2 protein-coding genes are annotated in these 684 nt (G+C 47.7%); both read left to right on the forward strand.

Features of this window, described 5'->3' with window-relative positions:
- Positions 1–82: 82 nt before the first annotated feature.
- Positions 83–343 carry a DUF2282 domain-containing protein gene (locus tag R7Z77_RS25820; RefSeq protein WP_318137107.1) on the forward strand — a complete coding sequence of 87 codons (261 nt, stop codon included), beginning with the start codon at positions 83–85 and terminating at the stop codon, positions 341–343.
- Between the two features lie 84 nt (positions 344–427).
- The coding region (locus R7Z77_RS25825; protein WP_318137108.1) for a DUF692 family multinuclear iron-containing protein at positions 428–684 on the forward strand (257 nt) is incomplete at its 3' end.

Genomic DNA, 684 nt, shown 5'->3' on the forward strand with positions numbered 1-684 from the left:
CAAGCAGACAAAAACTGTGCATCTCAATCGCACCTCTGCTTGCCCATCTCAACGTAAAGGAAATCATTCAGAGGAATTTATTATGAAAAAGTCGAATCTTGCTGTTACGGCTGCGGTTACTGGCCTACTAGCCCTTGGTGGCACTCTACTAACAGCAACACCTGCTGTCGCGGCAGAAAAAGAAAAGTGCTACGGCGTGGCAAAAGCGGGGAAAAATGACTGTGCGACGAAGAACAGCTCTTGCGCCGGCACGTCAAAACAAGACCACCCGAAAGACGCATTTGTGGTGGTTCCAAAAGGTCTTTGCGACAAATTGGCTGGCGGCAGCACCAGCGCATCTTAATTTCTCCGTTAATTGTTGTGGGCGTGTGATGGCTCAACTCACACCCCACAACCTCTTCTCATCCAGTTCGAAAAGGAGTTTCACGTGAAACACTACGATTTTCACCCTCTTGTTGGCGTTGGTTTACGGACTCCTCATTTGGACTTTTTTCAGCAACAACACCCAGAACTGTCTTGGTTAGAAATTCACAGCGAGAACTACTTTCAACCCAATGCAGCCGAACGAAAATATCTACACACTTTGCGAGAGCAATACCAGATCAGCTGCCACGGAATTGGTTTATCGTTAGGCTCTGTTGAACGCGTTAGCCAAGTACACCTCGCTCAACTGAAAGCGTTGAT

It is taken from the genome of Vibrio sp. 1401 (assembly GCF_033340295.1).